Origin of the sequence: Clostridium swellfunianum, from assembly GCF_023656515.1 — a bacterium.
Lineage (GTDB): Bacteria > Bacillota > Clostridia > Clostridiales > Clostridiaceae > Clostridium_AT > Clostridium_AT swellfunianum.
In genome coordinates, this window is the sequence record NZ_JAMOFV010000006.1 from 2,818,392 (window position 1) to 2,845,233 (window position 26,842).

Annotated in this window: 35 protein-coding genes, 3 tRNA genes, 1 rRNA gene and 1 pseudogene; 21 read left to right on the plus strand and 19 right to left on the minus strand. The window is 34.4% G+C overall.

The genetic code is table 11. The features are described 5' to 3' along the window. Nucleotides 1-27: 27 nt before the first annotated feature. The 7 genes and pseudogenes from NBE98_RS13455 to NBE98_RS13485 form a co-directional block, all read right to left on the minus strand. Nucleotides 28-270, minus strand: a pseudogene (locus NBE98_RS13455) (DUF1667 domain-containing protein); the annotation flags it as partial. Further along, nucleotides 271-1,665 (minus strand): NAD(P)/FAD-dependent oxidoreductase, encoded by a 1,395-nt coding sequence (locus NBE98_RS13460; RefSeq protein WP_250815490.1) that lies wholly within the window; start codon nt 1,663-1,665, stop codon nt 271-273. A 17-nt stretch (nt 1,666-1,682) separates the two neighbouring features. Continuing rightward, complete coding sequence (locus tag NBE98_RS13465) at nt 1,683-2,474, minus strand: L,D-transpeptidase family protein (RefSeq protein ID WP_250815491.1); 792 nt, start codon at nt 2,472-2,474, stop codon at nt 1,683-1,685. 123 nt (nt 2,475-2,597) lie between these two features. Continuing rightward, nucleotides 2,598-5,324, minus strand: a complete 2,727-nt coding sequence (locus NBE98_RS13470) for a UPF0182 family protein (RefSeq protein ID WP_250815492.1) — start codon at nt 5,322-5,324, stop codon at nt 2,598-2,600. A gap of 24 nt (nt 5,325-5,348) precedes the next feature. Next, nucleotides 5,349-6,509, minus strand: coding sequence for a DUF362 domain-containing protein (locus NBE98_RS13475; RefSeq protein WP_250815493.1), 1,161 nt, complete (start codon nt 6,507-6,509; stop codon nt 5,349-5,351). A 21-nt stretch (nt 6,510-6,530) separates the two neighbouring features. After that, nucleotides 6,531-7,046 carry a transcription repressor NadR gene (locus tag NBE98_RS13480; RefSeq protein ID WP_250815494.1) on the minus strand — a complete coding sequence of 172 codons (516 nt, stop codon included), beginning with the start codon at nt 7,044-7,046 and terminating at the stop codon, nt 6,531-6,533. A 41-nt stretch (nt 7,047-7,087) separates the two neighbouring features. Further along, entirely contained in the window at nt 7,088-7,585 is a 498-nt protein-coding gene (locus tag NBE98_RS13485) for an HD domain-containing protein (RefSeq protein ID WP_250815495.1), read from the minus strand. A gap of 184 nt (nt 7,586-7,769) precedes the next feature. Between NBE98_RS13485 and NBE98_RS13490 the strand changes: the two genes are divergently transcribed. Then, nucleotides 7,770-9,056 (plus strand): MFS transporter, encoded by a 1,287-nt coding sequence (locus tag NBE98_RS13490; protein ID WP_250815496.1) that lies wholly within the window; start codon nt 7,770-7,772, stop codon nt 9,054-9,056. 17 nt (nt 9,057-9,073) lie between these two features. Here the strand turns inward: NBE98_RS13490 and NBE98_RS13495 are convergent, their stop codons facing one another. The 12 genes from NBE98_RS13495 to rrf all read right to left on the minus strand — a co-directional run bounded on the left by NBE98_RS13495 (nt 9,074) and on the right by rrf (nt 17,662). Next, nucleotides 9,074-9,790 carry an ABC transporter ATP-binding protein gene (locus NBE98_RS13495; protein WP_250815497.1) on the minus strand — a complete coding sequence of 239 codons (717 nt, stop codon included), beginning with the start codon at nt 9,788-9,790 and terminating at the stop codon, nt 9,074-9,076. Next, entirely contained in the window at nt 9,783-10,556 is a 774-nt protein-coding gene (locus NBE98_RS13500; protein ID WP_250815498.1) for an ABC transporter ATP-binding protein, read from the minus strand. Before NBE98_RS13500 ends, NBE98_RS13495 begins: the two co-directional genes overlap by 8 nt. Further along, nucleotides 10,556-11,629, minus strand: coding sequence for a branched-chain amino acid ABC transporter permease (locus NBE98_RS13505; RefSeq protein WP_432432668.1), 1,074 nt, complete (start codon nt 11,627-11,629; stop codon nt 10,556-10,558). Before NBE98_RS13505 ends, NBE98_RS13500 begins: the two co-directional genes overlap by 1 nt. 9 nt (nt 11,630-11,638) lie before the next feature. Continuing rightward, nucleotides 11,639-12,532 carry a branched-chain amino acid ABC transporter permease gene (locus tag NBE98_RS13510; protein ID WP_250815499.1) on the minus strand — a complete coding sequence of 298 codons (894 nt, stop codon included), beginning with the start codon at nt 12,530-12,532 and terminating at the stop codon, nt 11,639-11,641. 108 nt (nt 12,533-12,640) lie between these two features. Then, nucleotides 12,641-13,810, minus strand: a complete 1,170-nt coding sequence (locus NBE98_RS13515) for an ABC transporter substrate-binding protein (RefSeq protein ID WP_250815500.1) — start codon at nt 13,808-13,810, stop codon at nt 12,641-12,643. 390 nt (nt 13,811-14,200) lie between these two features. Further along, nucleotides 14,201-14,647, minus strand: coding sequence for a gamma-glutamylcyclotransferase family protein (locus tag NBE98_RS13520; protein WP_250815501.1), 447 nt, complete (start codon nt 14,645-14,647; stop codon nt 14,201-14,203). Continuing rightward, nucleotides 14,647-15,288 carry a pyroglutamyl-peptidase I gene (gene pcp / locus NBE98_RS13525; RefSeq protein WP_250815502.1) on the minus strand — a complete coding sequence of 214 codons (642 nt, stop codon included), beginning with the start codon at nt 15,286-15,288 and terminating at the stop codon, nt 14,647-14,649. Before pcp ends, NBE98_RS13520 begins: the two co-directional genes overlap by 1 nt. Nucleotides 15,289-15,366: 78 nt before the next feature. Then, complete coding sequence (locus NBE98_RS13530; protein ID WP_250815503.1) at nt 15,367-16,323, minus strand: DUF979 domain-containing protein; 957 nt, start codon at nt 16,321-16,323, stop codon at nt 15,367-15,369. A gap of 16 nt (nt 16,324-16,339) precedes the next feature. Then, nucleotides 16,340-17,038 carry a DUF969 domain-containing protein gene (locus NBE98_RS13535; RefSeq protein ID WP_432432684.1) on the minus strand — a complete coding sequence of 233 codons (699 nt, stop codon included), beginning with the start codon at nt 17,036-17,038 and terminating at the stop codon, nt 16,340-16,342. A gap of 343 nt (nt 17,039-17,381) precedes the next feature. Continuing rightward, a tRNA-Ala gene (locus tag NBE98_RS13540) sits at nt 17,382-17,457 on the minus strand. Between the two features lie 3 nt (nt 17,458-17,460). Continuing rightward, nucleotides 17,461-17,537: transfer RNA gene (locus NBE98_RS13545), tRNA-Ile, on the minus strand. A gap of 7 nt (nt 17,538-17,544) precedes the next feature. Continuing rightward, a 5S ribosomal RNA gene (rrf, locus tag NBE98_RS13550) occupies nt 17,545-17,662 on the minus strand. Between the two features lie 65 nt (nt 17,663-17,727). Between rrf and NBE98_RS13555 the strand changes: the two genes are divergently transcribed. The 20 genes from NBE98_RS13555 to rpsE all read left to right on the plus strand — a co-directional run bounded on the left by NBE98_RS13555 (nt 17,728) and on the right by rpsE (nt 26,832). Further along, a tRNA-Leu gene (locus tag NBE98_RS13555) sits at nt 17,728-17,811 on the plus strand. Between the two features lie 382 nt (nt 17,812-18,193). Beyond that, nucleotides 18,194-18,502, plus strand: coding sequence for a 30S ribosomal protein S10 (rpsJ, locus tag NBE98_RS13560; RefSeq protein WP_250815505.1), 309 nt, complete (start codon nt 18,194-18,196; stop codon nt 18,500-18,502). 85 nt (nt 18,503-18,587) lie between these two features. Further along, nucleotides 18,588-19,217, plus strand: coding sequence for a 50S ribosomal protein L3 (gene rplC / locus NBE98_RS13565; protein WP_250815506.1), 630 nt, complete (start codon nt 18,588-18,590; stop codon nt 19,215-19,217). Nucleotides 19,218-19,241: 24 nt separating this feature from the next. Beyond that, nucleotides 19,242-19,862: a 50S ribosomal protein L4 gene (gene rplD / locus NBE98_RS13570; RefSeq protein ID WP_250815507.1), complete on the plus strand. Its 621-nt coding sequence runs from the start codon at nt 19,242-19,244 to the stop codon at nt 19,860-19,862. Then, the gene (gene rplW, locus NBE98_RS13575) at nt 19,862-20,155 is read left to right on the plus strand and encodes a 50S ribosomal protein L23 (RefSeq protein ID WP_250815508.1); all 294 of its coding nucleotides are present in this window, start codon (nt 19,862-19,864) and stop codon (nt 20,153-20,155) included. Before rplD ends, rplW begins: the two co-directional genes overlap by 1 nt. Nucleotides 20,156-20,212: 57 nt before the next feature. Further along, a complete protein-coding gene (gene rplB, locus NBE98_RS13580) occupies nt 20,213-21,046 on the plus strand; it encodes a 50S ribosomal protein L2 (RefSeq protein ID WP_250815509.1) in 834 nt (277 codons plus the stop codon). A gap of 76 nt (nt 21,047-21,122) precedes the next feature. Continuing rightward, nucleotides 21,123-21,407 (plus strand): 30S ribosomal protein S19, encoded by a 285-nt coding sequence (rpsS, locus tag NBE98_RS13585; RefSeq protein WP_250815510.1) that lies wholly within the window; start codon nt 21,123-21,125, stop codon nt 21,405-21,407. 23 nt (nt 21,408-21,430) lie between these two features. Further along, a complete protein-coding gene (rplV, locus tag NBE98_RS13590) occupies nt 21,431-21,766 on the plus strand; it encodes a 50S ribosomal protein L22 (RefSeq protein ID WP_250815511.1) in 336 nt (111 codons plus the stop codon). Nucleotides 21,767-21,782: 16 nt separating this feature from the next. Next, on the plus strand, nt 21,783-22,448 hold the full coding sequence (rpsC, locus tag NBE98_RS13595) for a 30S ribosomal protein S3 (protein ID WP_250815512.1): 666 nt from the start codon (nt 21,783-21,785) through the stop codon (nt 22,446-22,448). Nucleotides 22,449-22,465: 17 nt separating this feature from the next. After that, nucleotides 22,466-22,909 carry a 50S ribosomal protein L16 gene (gene rplP / locus NBE98_RS13600; RefSeq protein ID WP_250815513.1) on the plus strand — a complete coding sequence of 148 codons (444 nt, stop codon included), beginning with the start codon at nt 22,466-22,468 and terminating at the stop codon, nt 22,907-22,909. Next, complete coding sequence (rpmC, locus tag NBE98_RS13605) at nt 22,899-23,111, plus strand: 50S ribosomal protein L29 (protein WP_250815514.1); 213 nt, start codon at nt 22,899-22,901, stop codon at nt 23,109-23,111. Before rplP ends, rpmC begins: the two co-directional genes overlap by 11 nt. 22 nt (nt 23,112-23,133) lie before the next feature. Beyond that, on the plus strand, nt 23,134-23,388 hold the full coding sequence (rpsQ, locus tag NBE98_RS13610; protein WP_250815515.1) for a 30S ribosomal protein S17: 255 nt from the start codon (nt 23,134-23,136) through the stop codon (nt 23,386-23,388). Between the two features lie 27 nt (nt 23,389-23,415). Further along, nucleotides 23,416-23,784, plus strand: coding sequence for a 50S ribosomal protein L14 (rplN, locus tag NBE98_RS13615; RefSeq protein ID WP_250815516.1), 369 nt, complete (start codon nt 23,416-23,418; stop codon nt 23,782-23,784). Nucleotides 23,785-23,800: 16 nt separating this feature from the next. Beyond that, entirely contained in the window at nt 23,801-24,124 is a 324-nt protein-coding gene (gene rplX, locus NBE98_RS13620; RefSeq protein ID WP_250817581.1) for a 50S ribosomal protein L24, read from the plus strand. A 22-nt stretch (nt 24,125-24,146) separates the two neighbouring features. Beyond that, a complete protein-coding gene (gene rplE, locus NBE98_RS13625; RefSeq protein ID WP_250815517.1) occupies nt 24,147-24,689 on the plus strand; it encodes a 50S ribosomal protein L5 in 543 nt (180 codons plus the stop codon). Nucleotides 24,690-24,704: 15 nt separating this feature from the next. Beyond that, nucleotides 24,705-24,890, plus strand: a complete 186-nt coding sequence (locus tag NBE98_RS13630; protein WP_250815518.1) for a type Z 30S ribosomal protein S14 — start codon at nt 24,705-24,707, stop codon at nt 24,888-24,890. 33 nt (nt 24,891-24,923) lie between these two features. After that, nucleotides 24,924-25,322: a 30S ribosomal protein S8 gene (gene rpsH, locus NBE98_RS13635; protein WP_250815519.1), complete on the plus strand. Its 399-nt coding sequence runs from the start codon at nt 24,924-24,926 to the stop codon at nt 25,320-25,322. A 21-nt stretch (nt 25,323-25,343) separates the two neighbouring features. After that, nucleotides 25,344-25,886, plus strand: a complete 543-nt coding sequence (rplF, locus tag NBE98_RS13640; RefSeq protein ID WP_250815520.1) for a 50S ribosomal protein L6 — start codon at nt 25,344-25,346, stop codon at nt 25,884-25,886. A gap of 71 nt (nt 25,887-25,957) precedes the next feature. Next, nucleotides 25,958-26,317, plus strand: a complete 360-nt coding sequence (gene rplR / locus NBE98_RS13645; protein WP_250815521.1) for a 50S ribosomal protein L18 — start codon at nt 25,958-25,960, stop codon at nt 26,315-26,317. A gap of 17 nt (nt 26,318-26,334) precedes the next feature. Further along, nucleotides 26,335-26,832: a 30S ribosomal protein S5 gene (rpsE, locus tag NBE98_RS13650; RefSeq protein WP_250815522.1), complete on the plus strand. Its 498-nt coding sequence runs from the start codon at nt 26,335-26,337 to the stop codon at nt 26,830-26,832. The last annotated feature ends 10 nt before the right edge of the window (nt 26,833-26,842 follow it).

The window sequence follows — 26,842 nt, forward strand, 5'->3', positions numbered from 1 at the left end:
GCCCATTTAAGACTTTAGTCTCCTTTATTATTCCCTGCTTACATTTTTAGTGCATACAATATCTACACCGGTATTTAAAATATTTTTACATACCAAGTCGCCAACCTTAATTGGGGCACCTACATAAATTCTACTTAATGCCTTTGAACATTCAATCCAAAGCTTTTTATCTATAGGTTTGGTACTCTTTACTGGCACTACATTATGTTTCGCTCCCTTTATTCTAACTAAAGTAGTTAAGATTCCACAGTCCTTTACTTCTTCCATATATTACACTCCATCAAATTCTTTTATTCTATTTAAAATAATACGAGAATTCTTAGAATCCTTAACTATATCAGTTATCTTTTTATTAGTTTCTCTAGCAAGTATAGAAACTATTTTATTCATGCAGTATGAGCCCTGACAGCTTCCTAAAGTTGCTCCAGTTCTTCTCTTTACTCCTTCTAGAGTTCTAGCCCCTAAGGGCCTTCTTATAGATTCTACTATTTCTCCTTCAGTAATCTTTTCACACAGGCAGACAATCTTTCCATATCTTTTGTCAAGCTGTATTATCTGATCTCTTTCTTCATTAGATAAATCTCTAAATCTATAGAACTCTCTTCTTTTATCATGAAAGTCCTTTTTAAGCTTACAATTAAAATTGCTTACCACAGTCTCGCAAATTATACTTGCAATTGATGGAGTCATTGTAACTTCTGCATAATGCTTTGCTGAAATTTTAATATATCCCTTATCTACAGAGCTGTCATCTATAAGTACTAAATTATCATAAAAAGCTGATTTATAAAAACTTGTAATATCTCCATCCTTAATTCCATTAACTAGGTTTGATACCTTGCTTACACCCTCAGCATAATTAATATTATCATTTGTAGCCAATGCTGCTATAGCGCTTCCATGAACTGAAGGAATAGTATAAACCCTCTCCCCCTGTTCGCTTATATTAAAAACTATCTTGGAGAAAATACCTTTAAACTCCCTTTCAAATAAAAAGTATTTTAAATGACCTGTACTATTTTGAAAACTATCCTCATTTTTATCTATACTATAGCTTTTTCCGGGAGTTGTGTTTATAACCATCTTACAAGTAAATTTATTTTTATTTGTTTCAACTCTAAAGCCTCGTGTTATCTTTTGAATATCTAAAACTTCTTCTTCAAGTTTAAAGTTAACTCCATTATCAAAAGCTACTTCAGCATAAGCTATAGCTAAATCATATGGACAAACTACTCCAATATTTTTAGAATATAAAGCTTTAGTAACTTTTGAATTTAGATTTGGCTCCATTTCATAAACTTCTTTGCTGTCTAAAAGCTGTATATTTTGAAGTCCTCTTTTTACGGCCCTATCATATAACTGTATTAGCTTTTGTTCTTCCTTATCATTTCCGGCAATTAGGAGACCGCCAGTCCTTTTAAATGGAACATTAAATTTTTGAGACAATTCATCAAACATGCTGTTGCCCATAGCTTCAAGCTTTGATATCATGCTGTCATCGCATTCCATGCCATCATAAACTACTGCAGAATTAATAAGAGCAACATCATCTGCAATATCATAATCCTTTTCTATAAGCGCAATATTTAGGCTGTACTTAGAAAGCTCATATGCAGCTGCACATCCTATAATACCTCCGCCTAATATAAGTACATCATAATCCATGACTCTGCCTACTCCTTCTAATAGTGTATGCTCACAGCGCTGCCTACAGGAATATTGTCATAAATCCATTTGGATTCCTCCACAGGTACTCTTATGCAGCCATGAGATACAGGAACACCTAATTTATCTTTTTCCTCTTCTATTATATTACCATTTTTATCTGTAGGTATAGAGTGTATTAAATAATTTGAAAAAAATTTAATATAATATTTGCCTCCTTGATTATATTTAGGACTAAAAAAGAAGGTTCCCTTATTTTGAATTTCAAAATTGCCAACAGGAGTTTCTGTATCAGCATTTCCAATAAGCCCTGTTGAACATTTTATTTCTCTTAGTTCTTTATTATCTTTATAAATAAAAATAAGTTGTTTTGTCAAATCCACATCTACCTTGTATGTAGTTTTTTTATTAATCTCTCCAGATAAGTTATCCTTATTTTTTCTTACCCATCCAAACCTTCCATTATTATCTTCACAATAAATATAACCATTTCTTTCATTATAAGCAACTATAACATCATTTTTTCTTAAATACCTTAACAGCTTGTCACTACCGCTACTATCAGAATATACATTTACTCTATCACCGCTTATGTAGTAAGTTTTTTTAAAGCTTGTATTAGAGTAAAAGGTAGTTATATCATCCTGATACTTATTTTTTTCTGAATCAGTATCAATATGTTCAACTTGTATAACTTTTACATCATCCGAATTTATTTCTTTATTTTCCTTATCTAAATCCATTAAAAAAGGAGGTAAAAATATAATTGAAAGTGTAAATAGAGTACTTAGTACCCAAGTCTTTTTCATTAGAATGCCTCCAATACCAAAGTATTATCATCTTAAACAATATGCTCATACATTGGTATTCTTTACACTTTCAGAAATAATAAACAGCAAGACTGCTTTAAATTTCTGTCTTGCTGTTTAATTCTATTTATTAAGTTCGCTTAGTATATCCTGAAGATTTTTGATATATTCTCCGTATTTAGCCCAATCTCCATTTTTCTGAGATTCTATAGCCTTATCAAATATGTCCTTTGCATTTTTTATCTTTTCTTTAATATTAGGGTCTGCTGTACCAGGATTGTTTGGTACTGCTGGTACATTTGGAGTTTGAGGCTGAACTTCAGTATAGTTAAATATTTGCTGCAGAGCTATATCTATGCTATCAACAAGTATAAGTTTATCGCCAAAGCCAACAACTATCCTTTTCATTTCAGGTATGCTGTTTTTACCTGTAGCTCTTAAATATATAGGTTCAACATACAACAGAGAGTTATTTATTGGAATAATCATCGTATCTCCGTACATAATTTCAGAACCTTCTTTATTCCATAGGGATATTTCCTTGGAAATAACAGGATCCTGATTTATTTTCTGTTTGAACAAATATGGACTGTAGATAGTCTTTTGTGTTGGGAATTTATAAAGAACTAGCTTTCCATAGTTTTCTTTATCCATTCTTGCTCCAAACAAAGCAACCATATTATCTTTATTTCTCATATTGAAATATTCAAGCAGTATCATTTCTTCCTTATCATGATTAGGAAGCTTCATAACAACATAAGCACCTTCATTAACTTCCTGATCCTCGCCAACCTTCTTTTGGGTTTTAGATACCTCCCAAAGGTCTTCTCCGTTATAGAATACTCCTGGATCTGTCATATGATATTTGCCAAGTATAGTGTTTTGAACATTGAACAGGTCCTCTGGATATCTAAAGTGATCTTTTATATCTTGAGATAATGTATTAATATCCTTAAACAAGCTAGGGAATATCTTTTTATAACTTGCTGCTATTGGATCATTATTGTCTACAATATAAAAATTTGTAATCCCGTCAGATGCATCAATAACAACCTTTATGGAATTTCTAATATAGTTTATATTTTTAACTGGTTGAGAATATGGATATCTGTCAGAAGTAGTAAAAGCATCAATTATCCAATAAAGCTTGCCTTCACTTGCCACTATATAAGGATCACTGTCATAATTTAAAAATGGAGCAATCTTTTGAACTCTATCTTTAATATTTCTGTTTATAAGTATCTTGCTATCACTGTTGATGTCTCTTGAGAGAAGAAAATTTATATTTCTTTGATTAATAGTAAAAAGAACTCTATTTAAAAGATTCATTTTTATTCCGGCCTTACCGTCATACTTGTTCCATTGATTATCTCCACCCTTAGGATAATCAAACTCTCTTGTATCGGTATTAACTATTGCATACTCATTTGTCTTTTCTCCAAAGTATATCCTTGGGTTATCAAGCTTTATATTTGTACTATTTTCAGGTGGAATATCCTTTATAACAAAGTCTGGCTGGCCTTCTGTGGTTACAGAATTAACTTTATTCATTACAATTCCATATCCATGAGTATATATAAGGTGTTTATTTTGCCATGTACTTGCATTTCCTTCAAGCTTTTGAAGATCTATTTCTCTTGGCGCAACAAAAACTTGATTATACTTTCCGTTTATATTATATCTATCTACGTCTATATCATTAAAATCATAGTAGTATCTTATAACTTGTACTTGGTTGTAAAATTCAAGTGCTGGTTTATAAGAATTAATTTTTATATTATTTATTGTATCATCATTTGCCCTTATATCTTCCTTTGTTAAATTGTTTTTAACCTCAAAGGTACTCTCTTCAATTTTATCAATGTTGTATGCCTTTCTAGTAAAAGCTATATTATTTTCTATATACGGCTTCTCAAGGCTTATTTGATTTGATTTCACTAAAAACCTTTCAACTGCAACAGAGGTTAATGTTTCACCAACTATAAGCACAAATATGAGAGCAACTGAAACAATTATAGGTTTAACCTTAGACCTTAAAACACTTATAAATACAACTATAGCTGAAATAATAGAAAGAATGCTTATTATTCTATAAAAAACTAAAGTAACTTTTGTATCAGTATACCCTGCTCCAAATACAACACCTGTTGGGCTATATACTAAATTCCACCCTCTTATCATATAACCTAGAGAAAGCATTAGAAGAATTAGCGCAGATACCACAGCAAGCTGCTTTCCTGCAAATCTAGTAAGACCACTTTTAATTACTCTTACATTATTAAAAGCTCCTCTAATATCCCCTGTAAAAAACCTATCTTTAGCATTCATAATAAAGTAAATAACTAAGGTTATTGCAACTAAGAACACTAGAAAAGAAATAACTGCAGCATATAGGGACTCTATAAGAGGGAGTTTGAATATATAAAAGGATACATCTCTGCTAAATAGAGGGTCCTTTAAATCAAAGCTTGTAGCATTGCTAAATTGAAGTATTCTATACCAATAGGTTGAAGCTATGCCAAAGGATATTAAAAATGATATTATTGCATTTACAATAATAAATATCTTTTTCTCTGTTGCCTTTTTGTTTGGAGTAATCTCAACAATATTGGCGATTTTTATAAAGCTTGCCCTAAGACTTCTGTAGTATATCCAAATAGCAATATAAACTATAAGAAAAATAGGTACCAAAAGCTTAAGTATGGCTAGTACTTTAGTAAAGTAGATATTAAGATAATCTACTTCAATAAACCATTTAACATTAACAATAAAATTAACTATTGTGTCAAAAAACACTGCAGCTAAAATAATTAAAAATAGGGTTGTAAAACCAAAAAATCTTTTTTTCATAAAACTATTCCTTTCAACTATGCTTTATCTATCCATTCCAAGCAGCTTTCCAAAGGTAGTATTTTTAGTTTCTATTGCTCCCACTGGGCATAACTCCTGACAGCAGAAACATCTAATACAAGCCTTCATGTTCCAAGTTGGCTTTAGCTTATTATCCTTATTAACCATATTAATAACTTTTCCTTGCTCAGGGCAAACTTCTTCACATCTTTTACATCCTATACACTTATCGTCTATTAATGAAGGGCTTGGAGCCAACATTCCAGTTAGAAATCTTGATACTGTCGGATTTGAAAAGTGAAATGCCCCCCCTTGTCTAGTAAGCTTAAAGTTTCTAGCCTTCATTGACTCTATCTTTTCTCCCACAACTTCAATATCCCTTGGAAGCACAGCTCCCCATTTGCTATCATAAACTTCTTTTAAAGTTGGGGTCTTAAGAGGATCATCATAACCTATAAGTCTTACCGCTACTGAATCAACAGCACTTATGCTATCTCCCATAATAATTGTATCCATTTTGTGTGGATTTCCATTCTTCGGACCATTACCTTCCATGGCAACAATACCGTCAAGTATAGCAAAGCTTGTTCCCACAAGTGTATTTAAGTCTAGAAGCATTTTGCAGAAATTATTAGCATCAGGCATTCTTGTATGCCAGCCTGCTTTTTGAGTTCCTGAGATACATCCAAACTGATTTTTAATTGCTCCAGTAAAATAAGCCATAGCATGAGTTTTAAGCTTTGGAAGACTTATAACTACATCGGCTTCATATGGAGCCTTTGCAATATCCCAAGATTTGCAAAGTATTGAGTTATCCAGCTTGACATGAACAGTTTCTGTAAAAGAATCAAACTTAACTCCATACTTGTTAGCAACCTCCATAAGACCGCTCTTTTCTGCAGCCTTTCTTGAATCTCCGAACCCAGGAGAATCTCCAAAGGTTATATCATTTGTATACTCCTTAACTATTCTTATAACTGCTTCAAACATTGCATAGTGAGTTACTACAGGTGAACCTGCCTTTTCTATACTAAGCATGTTAGGCTTAAGCAAAACCTTGCTTCCCTGTGGTATAAGCTTTCTAAGATACGCCTCTCCACCTAATAGTTCAAAGCCTTCTCTTAGCTTTTTCTCTATTAAATCTACATCATAATCTATACACTTTAGTAATGCTACTTTTTTCATAAGCTCCATCTCCATGCAGTATTAATCTGAAATTAAATATTTTCTTTCCTTAAGTTCTTTTATAATTCTATCAATAATTTCTTCATTGTCTGCTTCAATAGTGTGAATATGAACTCCTCCTGTTAACGTAGATAAAGGTTCTGCCTTGTATTGTTTAAATTTTTCTATAAAGTTCTGAACATCATAGAGAGTTTTAATCATCAGCATACCTCTCATTTCACCATAAAGAGGATGTTCTATTATAACATCTTCTATAGTTCCTCCAAACTTTACAATGCAGGTTAGTTCATCTTCTATATTTTCTGACCTGTGACTTACGGCTATAATTCTTTTTATCTTATGCTTATTTTCCTTAGGGGTTATATAGCCTTCAGGAGTTGCAATAACATTTAAGCCCTCAGCTCTTAATATTGCAATATCCTTTACAATAACCTGCCTGGTAACTCCATATTCCTTGGCTAAGTCCTGTCCCTTTTGCGGCTCTTTTCTATTTATTAAAAGTTCCTTTATAAACCTTCTTCTTTCACTCGAACTCATTTATATGCTCTCCTATTCTAAAAGCGTGGATAAATCCACGCTTAGTTTCTACTGTCACAAGCTTTTAGTATGTCTAATTCTCTATCACCAACAATAGAATTATTATGGTGATTTTTTATAAGATAAAGAAATCTTTCATTATAATTACCTATATCTTTTAAAATATTATAGCCCTTCTCTGCATGATTATAGTATACATCAACACTTTTTAAGCTGTTTAATCTTTTCAGCTTTCCCTTAGATATACTATCTATCATTACCATTAAAGACTTTTCTATAGGATTAAGAGTTTTACAAACCTTACCTATGTCATGAAGCAGAGCTACCTTTATTAAAACTTCATTACTAATTTCATCTTCTTTGCATATCCTTAAAACATCTTGAGCTACATTTATACAATGCTTTTGCTCATAGGTAGCCAGCTTATTAAAAAGCTGCTTTTCATTATCATTTAAAATATTATCAACAAAATCTTTATCCTTTGAATCCATCTTAGAAATCAGCGACCAGTAGAACTGCTTTACTCTATATAAAGACATATCATTTCACCTTGTTCTTTCTAGCATACACTTACATTTTAATACATTTGATTATACTAGTCTATTAACAATTTGTTAATGAGATTTTACTTTTTCTAAATACTTTGATTTTAATGAATTTATGCATTAATATAGAATGTGAGTTAAATTTATGGAGTCTATAGCACGAGGGGGGGCTAATTCTATGAAGTTTTTTCAGAAATTAAATTTTAAAAATGGAAGTAAAAGCACGTTGGATTATAATCTGCGTATAAACAATTTAAATGGCATCTTGCAGGCTTTATCCATAAACTTAGTAGTGCCTTTTGCAAGTATTTATACCAAAAGACTTAATGGCACAGATAATGATATTGCCCTTTTAAATGCCTATCCATCTATATTTTCTATCCTTGCAGTTTTTTTAGGTACATACTTATTTAGAAAGTTTAAAAACAAGAAAAAAGTAACTGCTTTGTTCTTTGGTCTTGGACGTTCTTTCTTTTTGCTATTTATATTTATTCCTTTTCTTCCAGCATGGCTAAGACCTGGATTATTTGTACTCCTATACGGTGCTATGAGTTTTCCAAATTCTATAGCTAATATGGGCTGGCAATCTTACCTTGCAGATTTGTTTCCCGAGAAATGGAGAGGTAGAGCTTTTTCAAGAAGAAGTTCTCTTTCTACTATAAGCGCACTTATTGTAACCCTTATAACAGGAAATCTGCTTTATTTTATTCCTAAAAATGATTCTCAACGAATGCTATTATACCAAATATTCTTTATTATAGCTTTTATCGTAGCTATATTTGAAGTTTTATCTCTTATAAAACACAGACTAGATAGGAATAATAAACAAATTGAAACCATTACTGAATTTAAAAACGAATCACTAATCGATAGCCTTAAAAATATATCAAAGCTTGTTATATCAAATAAACGCTTTTTAGATTACTGTATTTGCGTAGTTATATTTCATTTTGCTTGGCAAATGGGATGGCCAATATTCTTTACCTACGAGTATGACATACTTCATTCAAATGAACTTTGGTCATCTATTATTGCTACAGTTTCCTCAATTTTTCAAGCTTTAACTTTCCCATTATGGCAGAAGCTTTCAGAGAAAAAAGGAAATACTTTTGCTATAGCCTTAGCAGTTTTAATTATGTCTATAACCCCGTTTTTGTATATAGTATCTAGAAGCATAGTCCATGTAGTTATTTTTAATGTCATAACAGGTGCAGCAGTTGCTGGTACGGTACTACTTCTTTTAAGCAACCTTTATGAATCAGCTCCAAATGAAAATAGAACTCTTTATATAGGTATTTATACTGTGCTGACAAATATAACTTTAATGTTTGCACCTATCCTTGGAATGAAGCTTAAGGGATTAACAAATATTTATATAGCTCTAGCTGTTGTAGGAATTCTTAGGTTTTTATCTGCAGTTGTTTTCTATCTTAGATATAAAAAATACAAGAAAGCTAGCCTTTAATTGGCTAGCTTTCTAATTTACTTCTTTGCACCTTCACCTAAATAAGCTTTCTTGACTTCTTCATTGCTTAACATTTCCTTACCCGCACCTTTAAGCTTTATAGCTCCTGTTTCAATAACATAGCCGATATCAGCTATATGAAGAGCAGCATTAGCATTTTGTTCTATTAAGAGAACAGTAACTCCCTGTCTGTGAATTTCTTTTATAATACTGAAAATATCTTTAACTATTAAGGGGGCCAAACCTAAAGAAGGCTCATCCATCATTAAAAGCTTTGGTCGAGACATTAAGGCTCTTCCAACAGCAAGCATCTGCTGTTCTCCACCTGATAATGTACCAGCAGACTGCCAGCTTCTCTCTTCAAGTCTTGGAAAAAGCTTGTATACCCACTCTAAGTCCTCTTTGATTTTTTTCTCATCCCTTCTAGTAAAAGCACCAATTCTAAGATTTTCTATTACTGAGAGGTTTGGAAATACTCTTCTTCCTTCAGGTACAAGAACAATTCCATTATCCACCATATTCTTAGTCTTCACACTTAAAAGGTCTTTGTCGTTATACTTTATAGATCCGCTCTTAGGTTTAACAAGCCCCATAATTGAACGAAGCATAGTGCTTTTCCCTGCTCCATTAGCACCAACCAAAGTTACAATCTTTCCTTCCTCAACTTCAAGGCTTATTCCCTTTAAAGCTTCAATACCACCATAGGACACTACTAAATTATCTATTTTAAGCATCTTCTTCATTCACCCCCAGATAAGCCTCTATTACCCTCTGGTTATTTTGTATTTCATAAGGGCTTCCCTCAGCTATGGTTACACCGTAATCAAATACATAAATCCTGTCTGAAATATCCATTACAACCTGCATATGATGTTCAATCATAAAAATAGTCAAATCAAATTCATCTCTTATTTGCTTTATGAAATGAGTTAGGTCTTCTGTCTCCTTTGGATTCATTCCTGCAGCAGGCTCATCTAAAAGAAGTATCTCAGGATTTGTTGCAAGTGCTCTTGCTATTTCAAGTCTTCTCTGCTTTCCATAGGGCAGTGAGCTAGCTTTTTCATATTTTAAATCCATTAGACCTACTTTATCTATAAGCTCTAGAGACTTATCAAGCATCTGTTTTTCTTCTCTTCTATACCTAGGAAGCTTAAATACAGAACTAAAAACGTCAGACTTTATGTGAAGATGATTAGCTATAAGCACATTATCAAGCACGCTTAAGTCCTTAAACAATCTTATATTCTGAAAGGTTCTAGCTATTCCCTGCTTTGTTATCTTGTCCGGTTTAATTCCTGTAATATCTTTATCCTTGTAACATATTTTTCCAACTGTAGGTGTATAAACTCCTGTTATCATATTGAAGGCAGTGGTTTTTCCTGCTCCGTTAGGCCCTATTAAAGCTACAATTTCACCTTGATTAAGCTCAAGGTTGAAGTCCTTAACTGCAACTACTCCGCCAAACTGCATAGTTATATTATCTGTCTTAAGCAAACTCATCACTCGTTACCTCCTTTTTGTAGAGGCTTTCTTGTTATTATGCTTATAAACTTATTCCAACTAAATTCCCTTGTTCCCATAAGCCCTTTGCTAAAGAACAAAACAACGACCATAAGAAGTGCTGAAAAAACAACCATTCTTAATCCCGAAATAGCTGGTATAAATAAGAAGCCTTCATCTAAGAATCTTAGTGCCTCTCCTGCAATTGTTATAACAAAAGCTGAAATAATAGTTCCTGTGATACTTCCCATACCACCAAGAACTATTATAAGAAGTATGTTAAAGGTTAATGGAAACTTGAACATATTAGGGTCTATTGTTCCTAATAGGTTTCCTAGAAGCCCTCCCCCTACTCCTGCAAAGAAGGCTCCAATCATAAAGGATAAAAGCTTATGCTTAAAGAGGTTTATTCCCATACTTTCCGCAGCTATTTCATCTTCCCTTATTGCTTTTAAGGCTCTTCCATAGCTGCTGTTTATAAGTTGTCTCATAAAAAATATGGTAAATAACGCAATTCCAAAAGTCCACCATAGATTTGTTGTATTTGGAATACCCTTTATTCCTAAAGCTCCATTTGTAATGCTCTGAGTGTTTGTAAATACTATTCTTATAATTTCAGCAAAGCCTAATGTGGCTATTGCTAAATAATCCCCCTTAAGCTTAAGTACAGGTGCACCAATTAAAAAAGCTACAAAAGCTGATAATAATCCTGCTATTAATAGTGCAGGTAGAAATGGAAGACTTATATTTTCCAAGGGTTTTACTATAGGTACCATGAAAAAATTTTGTGCTTTTGTTGCTGCAGACATAGTTAATAGCGCAGTTACATATGCTCCTACAGCCATAAAGCCTGCATGTCCTAAAGAAAATAAACCTGTAAAGCCATTTATTAAATTCATACTAAGCCCAAGAACTACATATATGGCACAGTTATTTAGTATTCTTACTACATATCTGTCTAAAAACATATTTGCAAATACTACAAATAAAAGAACTAAGGCTAAAGCCCCATATGTGAGCATTAAATTTCTATTACTAAAAAATTTTTTAATACTTTTAAAAATCAACTTCATTTTACTCACCTACACTTTCTCTGAGATATTCTCGCCCATGATACCTGTAGGTTTGAATAGAAGTATCAGTATAAGCAGTATAAAAGCAAAAGCGTCTCTATAGCCTGATAGTGTAGGAAGAAAAGCCACAAGCATTATCTCTCCTATGCCTAGAATGAAGCCTCCAATAACAGCTCCTGTTATATTACCAATTCCCCCAATAACTGCAGCTATAAAACATTTAAGCCCAGGCATAACTCCCATTAAGGGCTGAATCTGTGGAAACTTCATTCCCCACATAATAGCTCCTACTGCAGCTAAGACAGACCCTATTCCAAAAGTAAACGAGATTGTCTTATTAACGTCCACCCCCATTATGCTTGCAGTTTCATAGTCCTTAGATACAGCTCTCATAGCCATACCATTTTTTGTCTTGTTTACCAAGTACAATAGCATAAATAAAATCACCAAGGTTGCTAAAGGAATTACTATAGTCAGCCTTTGAAGTGATACGTTTCCTATATGAATAACCTCCGTAAAAAACTTAGGCTCAGGAAACTTTTTTGGTACTCCACTAAAAACCACCGTAGCAAGATTTTCAAGAAAAAAAGATACTCCTATTGCTGATATCATTATAGATATTTTAGGTGCATTTCTAAGTGGCTTGTACGCTGCTTTTTCAATAAATATTCCAAGAAGCGCTGTTAGCAATATAGCAAGAATAAAGGACAAGTACCACGGTAGAGCAAAGATTGCCATTGAATAAAAAGCGAAATAAGTTGCCATCATTAAAATATCTCCGTGGGCAAAGTTTATAAGTCTTAATATTCCGTAAACCATGGTATAACCTATTGCTATTAGCGCATAGAGGCTTCCAAGCGAAATTCCGTTAGTCAGGTGCTGTAAAAATAGATCTAGTCCCATATTAACCCCCTTCTCTTTTATACTAAGTATAAAATTTCACCATTATTTCCCTTTTACTATTAATAGCTACAGAACTCCAAACGTCCTTGAAGCTCTGTAGCTCTATAATTATTTTGTAGGCTTAATAACGTCTTTAAATGTGAACTTTCCACCTTTAACTTCTTTAATTACTGCATCCTTAACAGCATCTCTGTTTTCATCAAAATTTATAACTCCTGCAGCACCTTGGAAGTCCTTTGTTTTTGCAAGTTCATCTCTAAGCTTAACTGAATTTGTATTTCCAAGTCTCTCTATAGCCTGAATAAGTACTAGGTATGCATCATATCCTAAAGCTGTAACTGCTGCTGGTTCCTTGCCGCTGTATTCTTTTCTGTACTCAGCTAGGAACTTTTCAGATTCCTTTGTTATTGGTTTTTCAGTTGCAAAGAAAGTTGAGAAGGTAGCTCCCTCTACTGCCTGAATTCCAGTCTCAATAAAGGCTGGAGTTTCCCAAGTATCTCCTCCTATAAATGGAGCAGTTATTCCAAGTTGCCTAGCTTGCTTGATAACTAAAGCTGACTCTGTAAAGTTACCTGGAGCAAATATTGCATCTGGATTTTGAGCTTTTATATTTGTGAGCTGAGCTGTGAAATCCTGGTCACCAGTATTGTAGTTTGATACTGATACTATGGACTTATCATTGCCTGTAAGCTTCTTAAATGAATCTGTAAAGTATTTAGCAAGTCCTACTGCATAGTCGTTGTTAACTTCTTGAACTATAGCAACCTTTTTAGCGTTTAGCTTACTGAAAGCATAGTTAGCCATGACAGTTCCCTGAAATGGGTCTATAAAGCAAACTCTGAAGTAATAATCGTTTCCCTTTGTAACCAATGGATTTGTGCATGAAGTACCTACTGTAGGAATCTTAGCATCCTTTATAATAGGTCCTGCAGCCATTGAATATCCACTCCCCCAGCTTCCAATTACTGCTGTTACCTTATCTTTGTCTACAAGTCTTTGCACCGCATTAGCTGCTTCAGTCTTATCTGATTTATTATCAACGATAACAAGCTCAACCTTTTTTCCCAAAACATTTGGATATAGCTTATTTGCAAGCTTAATACCTTCAATCTCTAATGCTCCCCCAGCTGCATTAGCACCTGTCATAGGCTCAAATACTCCGATCTTAATTACGTCAGAGCCTCCTGATTTTGAATTGTTCTCTGCTTTCTTGCAACCTCCCAAGCCCACTGATGTCACCATAAGCAGCGATAATAGAATAGGTAGTTTCTTTTTCATATTGCTCCCCCTTTTTATTTATATTTAATTGCATAGCTACAAGAAGAACTTGCAATTTTAAACTTGTAAACTATTTATTCATGATATGTTAGTTGATGTTTGGTTAGTATTTTAATATTTATGTTTGGAGTTTTGTATAGCTTGTCAGATATGACTATCTGGAATGAATCTTTTAATTTTTAGTATCAATAAATTTATATACAATTAAATTCTTATTGTTTAGTATATGCTAAAGCTTGGTTTGCTCTTTATGTGCTCTATTACTTATTTATATGTGTACATTATATTTATGATGATAAAAATAAAAGTAAGAGGCAGGTATTTTTGCTAGCATACCTGCCTCTTAAACAATATAAAAATATAAGAATATGCAAAGTAAAAAGCCAACCCTTAATAAGAGCTAGCCTTTTGTTTTACAGTTTTTTTTAAAAACACTCTCCAATCTCCTTCAGGTATATAGATGGAATTATTTATGCTTAAAAATCTCCTATCTTTTAAAATATATGCTCCAAGTATTTCTGTTTTTCCATCTTCGTAATACACTTTTGTCCCCTGTCTTGTATAAACTATATTCCTCCTATCACCCTTGAAATATCTTTCAAGTTCATCTATATCATTTAAAATACTATTTTTATCATCATCAGTTATTGTTATTACCTCACCAAATACTCTATCAGTTCCTTCAATTAAAGCTGGACACTCTTTATCTATTAAATGAAATAGTTTTCCATAAACAAAAGCTTTTTCTATTCTGATAGTATTCTTTGAAAGATACTTATTAAAGTTAATAAAACCTTTCATAAGAGTGCCATATACAAAAAGTTTTGCCTGCTTCATTAGCAAACTGTTCCTCCAGTTACGTTAATATCCTTATCGTTTTTAACTACAGCAGCTATAGCTGCCTCTATAGCTGCTACCATTGTTTCTAGGGACATTGCCGGAGTATTTGGCTTAGCAATAACCTGCTCTAGTAAAAATGGTATGTGTATAAAACCAGCCTTCATATTTAATTCGTTTTTATAAATATGGTTTAAAATTCCGTACATAACATGGTTACATACATAAGTTCCTGCTGTATTTGATATGCTTGCAGGTATATTTTTAGCTCTTATATCTTGTACAATAGCTTTTATTGGAATTGTAGCAAAGTGTGCTGGCAATCCTTCTGAATCTATAGTCTTATCTACAGGCTGCTGATTTTCATTATCTGGTATCCTAGCATCGTCAACATTGATTCCTATCCTTTCAACAGTAACATCGAATCTTCCGCCAGCTTGACCAACCATTAGTACTACATCTGGATTAACCTCATCTATCTTCTCTATTATCTTATTTATTGAACTGTAGAATGCAGTTGGTATTTGAAGTTTAACTATTTCAGCTCCTTCTATGCTGTCTCTTAATCTTTTTATAACCTCAAAAGCTGGGTTTACCTTTTCACCTCCAAATGGATCAAAACCTGTAACTAAAATCCTCATTTCAAATTCTCCTTTCAATGTCAACTTGTTAAACAGTTAAAACTCACTTGGAGCTCTAACTTCATATTATCTAGTATTTTAGAAAGCCCATAAGTACATTAATGCAATGTGTATTACAAGCATTGTTAGAGCCACAGGAGCCTGGTATTTTATTACCCCATATCTCTTATCCTTTATTTCTAGAATTGCTGTAGGAACTATATTAAAGTTTGCGGCCATAGGGGTTAGGAGTGTTCCACAGAAGCCAGCTGTTAACCCAAGAGCTGCTACTATTATTGGATTTCCTCCTTGAGCTATAACAAATGGAACTCCAATACCTGCTGTTATAACTGCAAAAGCTGCAAATGCATTTCCCATTATCATTGTAAATACTGCCATACCTACACAATATGCTATAACTCCCATAAGAAGATTTCCTTCTGGAATTACTGTCTTAATTCCATTTGATATTACTGTTCCTACACCGGCAGCTGTAAATACTGCACCAAGTGCTGCAAGTAGTTGTGGAAGTATGCTTACAGGCCCAACTATTTCAAATAACCTTCTTCCATCCTCAGCCATTTCTGATGGTTTTCCCTTTGTAATAACTAGGGATACTACTGCTGCTATTAGGGCAGCTATGCCTAAAGCAACTAGTGAACCTAGCTGTTTTGTCCAAATTTGAGCAACTAGAAAGGCTACCACTGCAAGAGTTAAAGCTGGAACAAATATCTTATTTCCTATTCTTTCTGCTGCTTTCTTCTTAAATTCTTCGGTTGATTGGCTAAAAGTATTAAATTTAACTAATTTAGCTGCTGATAATACAGTCATAACTAAAACCATGTAGCCAATTACTCTATTACTTATGACTATATTAGGATTTCCAAGCAATACTCCTATTTTACTAAAAGCAAATATTACACCTAAGAAAGCCCAAAAAATTGCTGTTGGTATTCTTGATGGATGCTTCTTATCCTTTAGGGTTGCAAATACTGAAAAGAAACAAACCATACCGCATAGTATATATAAAACTTCTTCTAAAGATGCTTTTAACATAAAATCCACCTCCTGATTATAGTGACTTGCTATTATTTTTATTTAAAGCATTTTTCTTGTTGTACTTCTTATCGAACTTTTTATCAAAATATAAAAACTGAATTGAACCAACTACCATAATTATAATCGCTATTGGAAGTGAAGCCTTGGCTAGATCTACAGCCTCAAGATTATAATTTAATCCCTTCATAACACCAACTATTAATAGTATCCCACCTGATGCAACGAAAAAGTTCTGACCGAAGAAATTACCGTAATTTTCAACTGCTGCTTCAAGTCCTTTAATTTTTTCCTTGTCTTCTTCACCAATTTCGCCATGCTTAGCTTTAGCTGCGCCTTGAGCCATTGGAAGTATAAGAGGTCTTATAAACTGAACATGTCCACCTAATCTTAAGCTAAACATTGCTGCAAATGTTCTTATTACAAGATATAATGCAGTTAACCTTCCAAAGGTTGCTGATTTTAACTTTCCTATTAGGTAAGCAGCCCTCTCACGAAGTCCATATCTTTCAAGTATCCCTATTACAGGAAGTGATATAATGAATAGTGACATTGATCTGTTATCCACAAATGCCTTTCCTAGAGTAACCATAATTTGATCAAAGGATAATCCAGAAACAAGTCCAGTCACTATTCCTGCACACACAACTACAGCAATAGTATCTAGTTTTGCAATAAAGCCAATAATAATAATTAAAATACCGATAAGTTTGATCATTGACTTAACCTCCCCTTAAAATAATTTGAAGTTTTCAATTAATTTATATTCATTTGCTAGGATAATATGTATTATTTGAATCTTATTTAAATTTAATATTCAATTACTTCAATACCTTATCTAGGTAAATTAAGTTTAAATCGCTTGTCCCCTATCTCTTATACTATTGTTCGTTTATTTTTTTGAAATTATTGTAAAATTGCTTTAAAATAATATCACTATAAAATCTTATAATAGAAAAACAAACAGCTAGCCCATTTTGTTACTAGCTGCTCATAATCCTCTTACTTTAATATTATAATGCAAAAAATAAAAAACAGCCTTTTCAGACTGTTTTCTTTGGTGGAGATATAGGGATTCGAACCCTAGACCCCCTGCGTGCAAGGCAGGTGCTCTCCCAACTGAGCTATACCCCCGTATGGTGGACCTTCAGGGACTCGAACCCCGGACCAACCGGTTATGAGCCGGTTGCTCTAACCAACTGAGCTAAAGATCCATTGTAAACCTGGCAACGTCCTACTCTTCCACTCAGTCTCCCGAGCAGTACCATCGGCGCTGAGAAGCTTAACCATCGTGTTCGGTATGGGAACGGGTGTAACCTTNTATGGCTCATTGGTCAAGCGGTCAAGACACCACCCTTTCACGGTGGTAACAGGGGTTCGATTCCCCTATGAGTCACCATTTATGCAGATGTGGCGGAACTGGCAGACGCACTAGACTTAGGATCTAGCGCCTACGGCGTGGGGGTTCGACTCCCTTCATCTGCACCAAAAAAAGAACTCTTTAATGATTAAAGAGTTCTTTTTTTATTCTAAACAACTAAAATAACAAGGCAATAATTGATTAAAAACATTAGCAAAAGTTAACAATATAAAGAATAAAGATGATTATGCAGCATAAATTAAAAAAATACTTGTCAAGTTATGAGTTTTGTTGTACAATAAAATAGTTGCGAAGATATAACAGCGATGAAGCGAGAGGTAGCCGACTTCCGGGAAATTCTTGCTGAGTATGCTTGGTCTTGAATCAAGCGACGGGGATCCTGTAAATGGGTTGTTGTTTTTTATAGTAGGCAACACCCGGAACAGTTTACAGAACATCCGCTGTTGTGCGTAGGAAGTAAAGCGTGCGATGAAAAGGAGGGAAATTAAAATGGCAAAACAAAAAATCAGAATTAGACTTAAGGCTTTTGATCACAATATATTAGATCAATCAGCTGAAAAAATCGTTGAAACTGCTAAATCCACAGGAGCTAAGGTGGCTGGACCGGTTCCACTACCAACAGAAAAAGATATTATAACAATCCTAAGAGCTCCACATAAGTATAAGGATTCAAGAGAGCAGTTCGAAATAAGAACTCATAAGAGACTGATAGACATACTTAGTCCATCACCAAAAACTGTTGATGCTCTAATGAGATTAGACCTGCCAGCAGGTGTTGATATTGAAATAAAACTATAATCGTACATAAGCTGTACGGTAAAAAAAGTTTTAACTATTATGATTGCAAAGCAATCCGCTAATATGTTTAGGAGGTGCAAGAAATATGAAAAAGGCTATACTAGGTAAGAAACTTGGTATGACTCAAATATTTGATGAGAATGGAAAAGTGGTTCCAGTTACGGTTGTTGAAGCAGGTCCTTGTGTTGTAGTTCAGAAAAAGACTGTTGAAAAAGATGGTTATGATGCTATACAAGTAGGATTTGGAGACATAAGAGAATCATTAAGAAATAAGCCTGTCAAAGGTCACTTTGCAAAGGCTGGTGTTTCTCTAAAGAGACACGTTAAGGAATTAAGATTAGAGAATGCTAGTGAATATCAAGTGGGTCAAGAAATAAAGGCTGACGTGTTCGCTGCAGGAGAAAAGATAGATGTATCAGGAGTTTCCAAAGGTAAGGGATTCCAAGGTACTATAAAAAGATGGAATGCTCACAGAGGACCAGAAACACACGGTTCAAAGTTCCATAGAGCAGTAGGTTCCATGGGAGGATCATCTGACCCATCAAGAACCTTCAAGAATAAAAAATTGCCAGGTCACATGGGTAATGTTAATACAACAGTTTTAAACCTAACAGTTGCAAAGGTAATGCCAGAAAAAAATCTTATCCTTATAAAGGGTGGAATACCTGGACCAAACAAGGGTTTAGTTGTAATAAGAAACTCAGTGAAAGCTTAGTTTTGGTAGAAAGGAGGATACAGAATGCCTACAGTAGGATTATTTAATAAAGAAGGTCAAAAAGTTGGAGATATTCAACTAGCAGAAAGCGTATTTGGAGCTCCAATAAACGCTCATGCAATGCATCAAGTTGTAGTAGCACAGCTTGCTAATAAGAGACAAGGAACACAGTCTACTAAGACTAGAGCTGAAGTTTCTGGAGGTGGAATAAAGCCTTGGAGACAAAAGGGAACTGGTAGAGCAAGACAGGGTTCAACAAGATCACCACAATGGATTCATGGTGGTATCGTATTTGCTCCAAAGCCAAGAGATTACAGCATGGCAACTCCTAAGAAAATGAGAAGAGTAGCTATAAAAGCAGCTCTTTCATCAAAGGTTGTTGATAACAATCTAATAGTTCTAGAGAGTTTAGAATTAGCTGCTCCAAAAACTAAGGAAGTTGTTGCAATGCTTAATGCATTTAGTGCTAAGAAAACATTAATCGTAACTGCTGAAGTTAATGAAAATGTTTATAAGTCAGCAAGAAATATTGAAGGGGTAGCAGTTGCTCCAGTTAACAATATAAATGTTTATGACTTATTGAAGTATGAAAAAGTAATAGTTACAAAAGATGCTGTATCAAAGATTGAGGAGGTGTATGCATAATGAAGCTAACTAATTACGATATAATAAGAAGACCTGTTATAACAGAAAAGAGTATGGCTTCTATGGCAGACAAGAAATACACCTTCATAGTTGATGTTCATGCAAACAAGACTATGGTTAAAAAAGCTGTAGAAGAAGTATTTGGAGTTAAAGTTGATGAAATAAAGGTAATGAACATTCTTGGAAAGAACAAGAGAGTTGGAGTTCACTTTGGTAAGAGACCTGACTACAAGAAAGCTGTTGTTAAGCTTACAGCAGATAGCAAGACAATAGAGTTTTTCGAAGGAATGTAATTAATAAAGCATGTATTGGCTGAAGGCCAGAAAAGCTAAAAGAAGGAGGGAACATAGATGGCAATAAAGAAATTTAACCCTACCACACCTTCTAGAAGACAAATGACAATGCCTACATTTGAAGAGATAACAACTGATAAACCAGAGAAATCTCTTTTAGTAGCATTAAAGAAGAAGGCTGGTAGAAATAATCAAGGTAAGATAACTGTTAGACATCACGGTGGTGGTGCAAAGCAAAGTTATAGAATAATAGATTTTAAAAGAAATAAGGACGGTATCCCAGCAAAAGTTTCTACTGTTGAGTATGATCCAAACAGATCTGCTTATATAGCATTAGTAACTTATGCAGATGGAGAAAAGAAATACATCATTGCTCCAGTTGGTTTAAAAGTTGGAGACGTAGTAGTATCTGGTCCAGATGTTGATATAAAAGTAGGTAATACATTACCACTTAAGAACATACCAGTTGGTACAGTAATTCATAATGTAGAATTAGCAGTTGGCAAGGGTGCTCAGTTAGTAAGAAGTGCAGGAACATCTGCGCAGCTTATGGCTAAAGAAGGCGACTATGCAACTCTAAGACTTCCAAGTGGAGAAATGAGATATGTAAGAATCGAGTGCAGAGCCACTATTGGAACAGTTTCAAACTTAACACATGAAATTGTTAACCTAGGTAATGCAGGTAGAAAGAGACATATGGGTTGGAGACCTACTGTAAGAGGTTCTGTAATGAACCCTGTTGATCACCCACACGGTGGTGGAGAAGGTAAGTCACCAATAGGTCATCCAGGACCACTTACTCCATGGGGTAAGCCAGCACTTGGATTAAAGACTAGAAAGCATAAGAAATACTCAGACAGATTAATTGTTAAGAGAAGAAACACTAAATAATTAGGAGAGAATTTTAATATTCTCTTCCTAAATTATTGTTACTAATAAGTTGGTAATATGAAGGGAGGCAAAATCCGTGAGCAGATCATTAAAAAAAGGACCATTTGTCCACGAGGGTTTATTAAAGAAAATAAACGAAATGAACAAAGCTGGAGAAAAGAAAGTTATAAAGACTTGGTCTAGAAGCTCAACTATATTCCCACAAATGATAGGTCACACTATAGCAGTGCATGACGGAAGAAAGCACGTTCCTGTTTACATATCAGAAGATATGGTAGGACACAAGCTTGGGGAATTCGTTGTAACTAGAACTTATAGAGGTCACGTAGATAGAACAGAGAAGAAGTCTGGTTTAAGATAGTTTTGGGAAGGAGGTAGCTAACTATGGAAGCTAAAGCTATAGCTAAATACGTAAGAATGTCACCAATGAAAGTTGGGATAGTTCTTGATTTAATAAGAGATAAAAATGTTAACGAAGCTGTTGCTATATTACAATATACTCCAAAGGATGCTGCTGCAGTGGTGAATAAGGTGTTGAAATCAGCTGTAGCAAATGCAGAAAATAATCTAAACTTAGATACAGCTAGATTATATGTTGCAGAAGCACATGTAGGTCATGGACCAACATTAAAAAGATTTAGACCACATGCTCAAGGTAGAGCCTTCAGCATAAAGAAGAGAACAAGTCATATTACTCTAGTAGTTAAGGAAAGAGCTTAAGAAGGAGGGATATATAGTGGGACAAAAAGTACATCCACACGGACTTAGAGTCGGTGTTATTAAGGATTGGGATGCAAGATGGTATGCAGATAACAAGAATTTTGCTGACAATCTTATAGAAGATAATAAAGTAAGAGAATTTGTAAAAAAGAAACTGTTCCAAGCTGGAATAGCTAAAATTGAAATTGAAAGAGCTGCTAAAAGAGTAAAGCTTAATATATTTACTGCTAAGCCAGGCATGGTAATAGGTAAGGGCGGTTCTGGAATAGAAGAACTAAAGAAGAATGTTCAAACTTTAGTTGGAGATAAGACAGTTCTTATCAACATAGTTGAAGTTAAGAGTGCTGAAACTGATGCTCAATTAATGGCTGAAAACATTGCTGCTCAATTAGAAAAGAGAATAGCTTTTAGAAGAGCTATGAAGCAAACAATTCAAAGGGCAATGAGACAAGGGATAAAGGGAGTTAAGACTGAATGTTCAGGAAGACTTGGCGGTGCTGAAATCGCAAGATCCGAAAGATATCATGAGGGTACAATTCCACTACACACCTTAAGAGCAGACATAGACTATGGATTTGCTGAAGCAGATACAACTTACGGAAAAATCGGAGTTAAGGTTTGGGTTTATAAAGGTGAAGTTCTTCCAGTAAAGAAAGTTAAAAAGGAAGAAGCAAACGCATAAGGAAGGAGGATTACGCTATGTTAATGCCTAAAAGAGTTAAACATCGTAAGGTTCAACGTGGCAACATGAGAGGTAAAGCTACAAGAGGTAACTTTATAGCTTATGGAGATTTCGCTATTCAAGCAACTGAACCAGGATGGATTACAAGCAATCAAATAGAATCAGCGAGAATTGCAATAAACAGACACGTAAAAAGAGGGGGAAAGCTTTGGATAAAGATTTTCCCAGATAAGCCAGTAACTGAAAAGCCAGCTGAAACACGTATGGGTTCCGGTAAGGGTTCACCAGAGTTCTGGGTAGCAGTAGTTAAACCAGGCAGAGTGTTATTCGAGTTATCAGGAGTATCAGAAGAGGTTGCTAGAGAAGCAATGAGACTAGCATCACACAAACTTCCAGTAGCAACTAAGTTTGTTACAAGAAGAGATTTTGAGGAAATGGGTGGTGAGATTAATGAAGGCTAATGATTTAAGAGATTTAAGAGAAAGTACTCCTCAAGATTTAACAGACAAATTAAACGGCCTAAAAGCTGAATTATTTAACTTAAGATTTCAGCTTGCTACAGGTCAGCTTGAAAATCCTATGAGAATTAAAGAAGTTAAAAAGTCTATAGCCCAAATTAAGACCATCCTTAGGGAAGCTGAGTTAAGGGCAATAAAGCAGTAATGCCGAAAGGAGGAGCATCCAAGTGGAAAGAGCAATGAGAAAAACAAGAATAGGAAGAGTTGTTTCCGATAAGATGGATAAAACAATTGTAGTTGCAGTTGAAACTAAAGTTCGTCACCCATTATACGGAAAGACAATGAATAGAACTACAAAGTTTAAGGCTCACGATGAGAATAATGAAGCTAAGCTTAATGATAGAGTTTTAATAATGGAAACTAGACCATTATCAAAGGATAAGAGATGGAGACTAGTTCAAATAGTTGAGAAAGCTAAATAGCTTTAACACTGAAAGGAGGGTATTTACATGATACAGCAACAAACAATGTTAAAGGTAGCTGATAACACTGGTGCTAAAGAGATTATGTGTATCAGAGTTTTAGGCGGATCAAAGAGAAAGTATGGTAACATTGGAGACGTAATAGTTGCTAGCGTTAAAAGTGCAACACCTGGCGGTGTTGTTAAAAAAGGTGACGTTGTAAAGGCAGTTATCGTTAGATCCGTTAAGGGAATGAGAAGAGCGGATGGTTCATATATAAAGTTTGATGAAAATGCAGCAGTTGTAATAAAAGATGATAAGCAGCCAAAGGGAACTCGTATCTTTGGGCCTGTGGCTAGGGAGCTAAGAGATAAGGAATATACAAAAATTCTTTCATTAGCGCCTGAAGTTCTATAAACAGGAGGTGGCTATGATGGAAAATAATAAAGTACATGTAAGAAAAAAAGATACAGTAATGGTTATATCAGGTAAAGATAAAGGTAAAATCGGTGAGGTTTTAGCTGTAATGCCTAAAACTGGCAAGGTTGTTGTTAGAGACGTTAACGTTGTTAGCAGACACACTAAGCCAAACAAAGCAAATATGCAAGGTGGAATAATTAAAAAAGAAGCTGCTATATTTAGTTCAAAGGTTATGTTATACTGCAATAACTGCAAAAACGTAACAAGAATAAGCCATAAGATACTTGAAGATGGAACTAAAGTTAGAGTGTGCAAAAAGTGTGGAGAAACATTTTAATCTTTGAAAGGAGGTTTAACTAATGGTTACAAGACTACAAGAGAGATATGAAAAAGAAGTTATCCCAGCTTTAATGGAAAAGTTCGGATATAAAAATATAATGGAAGTTCCAAAGCTTGATAAAGTTGTTGTGAACATGGGAGTTGGAGAAGCAAAGGATAATGCTAAGGTTCTAGAATCTGCAATGGCTGATATGCAACTTATAACTGGCCAAAAGCCAATTCTTACCAGAGCTAAGAAGTCAATAGCTAACTTCAAAATAAGAGAAAACATGCCTATAGGCTGTAAGGTTACTCTTAGAAAAAACAAAATGTATGAATTTGCTGATAAGCTAATGAATGTTGCTCTTCCTAGAGTTAGAGACTTCAGAGGAATTTCAGACAAATCATTCGATGGAAGAGGAAACTACTCCTTAGGAATTAAAGAGCAGTTAATATTTCCAGAAGTTGAATATGATAAAATTGACAAAGTAAGAGGTATGGATATAATATTCGTAACTACAGCAAATACAGACGAGGAAGCAAGAGAGTTATTAAGATTCCTTGGAATGCCATTTGCTCAATAATTAAGGAGGGAAAACATGGCACGTAAGGCTTTGATAGAAAAGTGGAATAAAGAACCTAAGTTTTCAACTAGAGCTTACACTAGATGCAGAATATGTGGAAGACCACATGCTGTATTAAGAAAGTTCGGTATATGCCGTATTTGTTTTAGAGAACTTGCATACAAGGGCCAGATTCCTGGCGTTAAGAAGGCAAGTTGGTAATACAACTTATTAAGTGAAAGGAGGCACAAATAAATGGCTATGACAGATCCTATTGCAGATTTACTAACCCGTATAAGAAACGCTAATGTGGTTAGACATGAAATAGTAGAAGTACCTTCTTCAAATATAAAGAAGGCAGTTGCAAATATAATGTTACAAGAGGGATATCTTAAGAACATAGAAGAGTATAATGATGGTTCAGTTCCTATGTTAAGAATATCCATGAAATATGGTGCTAATAAGCAAAGAGTTATAACAGGTCTTAGAAGAATTTCTAAGCCAGGACTTAGAGTTTATTGTAAAAAGGAAGAAACTCCTAAGGTGTTAAACGGACTTGGAGTTGCAGTTATATCAACTTCAAAGGGAATCGTTACTGATAGAGAAGCAAGAAAATTAGGACTAGGTGGAGAAGTTATTTGCTACATCTGGTAATTAACAGAGGAGGTGTAATAGATGTCAAGAGTGGGAAGACTTCCAGTTGCTATACCAAACGGTGTAACAGTTACAGTAACACCAGATAACATTGTTACTGTTAAAGGACCAAAAGGTCAACTAGTAAAGGAAATGAGCACAAAAATAAATATAGCTGTAGAGAACGACTCAATAGTTGTTACAAGAAACAGTGATAATAAAGAAGAAAGAGCTCTTCATGGTTTAACAAGAGCTTTAATAAATAACATGGTTACAGGTGTTACTCAAGGCTATCAAAAAACACTTGAACTAGTAGGTGTTGGATATAGAGCAGCACTACAAGGAAAGAAACTAGTTTTAAGCCTTGGATTTTCTCATCCAGTTGAAATTGAAGCAGTTTCAGGAATAGAGTTCGAATTACCAGCTCCAACAAAAGTTGTAGTTAAGGGAATTGATAAAGAACTTGTAGGAGATGTTGCTGCAGATATCAGAGTTTGGAGAAAACCTGAGCCTTACAAAGGAAAAGGTATTAAGTATGATAACGAAGTTATCAGACGTAAAGAAGGTAAGACTGGTAAGAAATAATTGAAGTAACAAAAGTCAATGCGTATAAAGTAATTTAGAGTATTGACATATAGTAGAAAGGAGTGAACTTCATGATTAGAAAAGAAGATAGACAAGAAGCTAGAGTTAGACGTCACTTAAGAATTCGTAAGAAGGTTCAAGGAACTGCTGAAAGACCAAGATTAGCAGTTTTCAGAAGTGAGAAAAATATATATGCTCAAATTATAGATGATGTTGCTCAAGTAACTATAGTTGCTGCTTCCTCATTAGATAAAGATTTTAATGGAGTAGGTAGTAACAAAGCTGCTGCTAGAGAAGTTGGTAAGTTAGTAGCTCAAAGAGCAGCACAGAAGGGAATCAAGTCTGTAGTATTTGACAGAGGTGGATTCATTTATCACGGAAGAATACAAGAACTTGCTGAAGGTGCAAGAGAAGCAGGACTAGAATTCTAAAAGAAGGAGGGAAATAAATGAGAATTGATCCTAGCACACTAGAGCTTAAAGAAAAAGTTGTTTTTATAAATAGAGTTACTAAGGTTGTTAAGGGTGGTAGAAACTTCAGATTCAGTGCTCTTGTAGTAGTTGGAGATGAAAATGGCCACGTTGGAGTTGGTATCGGAAAATCAATCGAAATTCCTGAAGCAATAAGAAAAGGAATGGAAGATGCTAAGAAAAATCTTGTTAAGGTACCTATAGTTGGAACAACAGTTCCTCACAATATAACTGGTGAGTTTGGTAAAGGTAAGGTTCTAATAATGCCAGCTGCAGAAGGTACAGGAGTTATAGCTGGAGGTCCAGCTAGATCAGTACTTGAGCTTGCAGGTTTAAAGGACGTAAGAGCTAAGTCTCTTGGATCAAACAACCCAAGAAACATGGTTAATGCTACAATAAACGGATTAGCTAGCTTAAGAACAGCTGAGGATATAGCTAAACTTAGAGGCAAAACCGTTGAAGAGATTCTAGGTTAGGAGGGGTTGA